The organism is Succinivibrio faecicola (assembly GCF_019448115.1).
GTDB classification, from domain to species: domain Bacteria; phylum Pseudomonadota; class Gammaproteobacteria; order Enterobacterales; family Succinivibrionaceae; genus Succinivibrio; species Succinivibrio faecicola.
The window spans coordinates 1-2892 of sequence record NZ_JAGFNY010000065.1 but is presented as its reverse complement, the minus strand read 5'-3'; the positions used below and the strand labels follow the sequence as shown (position 1 = coordinate 2892).

The window sequence follows — 2892 nt, the reverse complement described above, 5'->3', positions numbered from 1 at the left end:
TTGGACTTTCATATGAACTAAAGGACTATGCCAAAGTTCAATACTGCCCCTACTGCAATCATAAGCTACAACCATATTGTCATCATGTAAAGATCGTAAAAGCTTTAACAGAAGAGAGCGATGTGTTATTTAGCTTAGGCTACGAATTCAAGAGCTACCCTGTATCTTTACCTAGGATGATGTGCTCTAATGCTCATTGTTCTGAGAAGTTAAATCGCTACAGAGAACGCCATAATGACAAATTCCCTGACAATTTAGAAGACGAGATAAACATAACTCACGTTCTGTTTGTGGATTTATACACACCGTTCTATGCTGTAGTGGCACAAATTGCTAATAGGATTGTAGAGCTAGCTTTAGGTCAAAGTCCAACATCTGTGGAAGATGAAGCAATCATAGATTTATATCCTTGCCAAAAATACAATCTAATACTTCGGTATTACGAGAAAATCACCAAGCTTCTAGATCTCGTATGGTATAGAGCCAAGTTCAATGCAAAAAGCAAGTACCTTAGACTACATAAGCCAGGAGCTCATCGAGATATAGTCTTAAGAACAGAAAAATTCGCTAAGCTAAAAATCAAGAAATTCACTCATCGCCTAAAAATTCTGCTTAATCATTTTGTACTGTCTTTAACAACATACTCTCAATTGAGAACCAGATCTCCTCCCCATAAAATTCCTCCTACGAACGCATAAATATGCTTTTTTAGGAGATTTAATGACTAAAAAGAGACTAAATACCAAAGATGTTGTCATGAAAAGGACCGCTATCTTAGCTCCGATATTGAGCCTAAATCCTAGCAAGGAGCAATATCAATTAGAGCTAAGACAGAAGATTAAAGAGGTAGCCCTTGAGAATAACCTCAGTGCTAATACTGTTAAGAATTGGCTTAAACGTTATCAAGCTGATGCCACCCACGGTTTATGTCCAAGATATCGTGGTAGTAATACTAAAGCTGCTACCAATCAGCAGGTACATGACTGTGTCGAGAAGTTGTGTGAACTTAGAGTGGCTAATGAATACTTATCAGTACAGGATTTAATTGACTGTTTAGAATCTGAGCATCCTAATTGGAAAGGTTTATTAAAACGCTCAACTGCACAAAGATATCTACAAGCTAAAGGACTTAGTAAAGCAGATTTAGCCAACACTGAAAAATTAGCAAAAGGTAAGTACTATAACCGCTTCCAACACGATGAGCCTTTAGATTTAGTTCAAGGAGATATTAAATATGGACCTTCATCTAATGTCTACGATGAAGATGGTCTACTAGTTAAGGTGTATCTAGTAGCTTGGATTGATGATAGAACCCGTAAGATTTTATCAGCAGGCTTTTTTACCAACCAAATGCAATATACCGTAAACTCCACCATGCGAGCTCTTATCACCAAATATGGTCGTCCTCGTGCTGTATACATGGATAATGGTAAGGTTTACGTATCTCATTCCTTATCTTTTATTTTTAAGAGTCTAGGCATCAAAGAAAAACATGCTCCGATAAGAGCTGCAGCGGCCAAAGGGAAAATTGAACGCTTTAACCGAACAATTGACTCATTATTCAATCAAATAAAAGCTTTTCCACGTATTAGTTTTAATAAGTGTAATGAGCTTTGTCAGGCTTGGATTGAAGACTACAACAATAAGGTTCATTCAGCTTTAAACGGTAAGACTCCTAATGAAGTCTTTAATGCATTGTATGACAAGCAAAGAGCTTTATTTCCTCCTGCAGAGCTTATGGATTCCGCCTTTTTAACCACCACCATGCGTAAGATTAAAAAGGATGGCACTATCTCTGTATTCGGTAAGACTTGGGTAATACCAGATCACATAGCCTGTGTGCATTCGGAAGTTGAAGTTATTACTGCAAGAACCGGTGCTCCTTTAGAAGCACCAGAGTTATTACTTGAGAATTTATCCTCTCTACCTTTAAAAGAGTTAACGATGAATGCCTATGGTAATAGAGGTGATAGCCCTAATAGGGCAAAGCCAGACTATGAGGTTAAAGAAGAAAATAAGGGAGCTTTACTTAAAAAGATTGCCCGTGAAAAGCAAAAAGCTGAAGGTTCATTCACTACAGAAGAAGAGTTCCAACAGCAATTTGCAAGTGAGCTTGAACAAGATATCAAAGTATCCCCAGCAGTTGCTCAAAAACAAGCTAAGCAAAAGAAAAAAGCTCACAAGAAAGAACAAGGCGCTGGTACTACAAGTACAGCAGCAACCACCACTGCATCTAATTTATCCACCACATTAAGTATCGATCCTTTAGATGTATTCTCAACCTTAACCAGTAAGGAGTCACAAGCATGAGTTATATCCAAGATGCCTTTAATTTAACAAGGGAGCCCTTTCAGAAAAATATTTCAAGGGAATGTCTCTTTCAAAGTAAGTCCATGAGAAATGCCTTAAATAGATTGCAAGTTGCAGTTGAAACTCAAAGCTTTGCTGTATTTACAGGTGAAGTAGGACTTGGCAAAACCACAGCCATAAGATGTTTAAAAGAATCTCTTAAAGACTCTGAGTATGAGTTTTTATACATCTCAGATAGCAAGGTTAGCCCTAAGTGGTTGTATTCCACCTTTTTAGCTCAACTTGGAGTAGAGCCAAGACTATATAACGGTAACTGCAAGAGATTATTCCTCAATCAACTTAAGATGATCCGCGATACCCAGCATAAGAAAGTAATTGCTGTAGCTGATGAATGTCACCTCTGGTCTTATGACGTACTTGAGGAGTTAAGGTTCCTTTTAAATGAGGACTTTGATTCTAAGAATCCTTTAACTCTAATTCTAGTAGGTCAAAATGAGTTATGGGAAAAGCTCAACATGATTAGATGTAGAGCCATCCGCCAGCGTGTGGATTTTAATATCTACGTTTGTAATTTAGATAAGA

3 protein-coding genes are annotated in these 2892 nt (G+C 37.6%); all 3 read left to right on the top strand.

The window, feature by feature from the left end; all coding sequences use genetic code 11:
- Positions 1-698, top strand: a 698-nt coding sequence (locus J5V48_RS09575; protein WP_219938392.1) for a hypothetical protein, incomplete at its 5' end; no start/stop codon positions are given.
- A 58-nt stretch (positions 699-756) separates the two neighbouring features.
- Positions 757-2310: a DDE-type integrase/transposase/recombinase gene (locus tag J5V48_RS09570; RefSeq protein ID WP_219938390.1), complete on the top strand. Its 1554-nt coding sequence runs from the start codon at positions 757-759 to the stop codon at positions 2308-2310.
- Positions 2311-2393: 83 nt separating this feature from the next.
- A partial coding sequence (locus J5V48_RS09565) for an ExeA family protein (RefSeq protein ID WP_219938388.1) occupies positions 2394-2892 on the top strand: 499 nt, incomplete at its 3' end.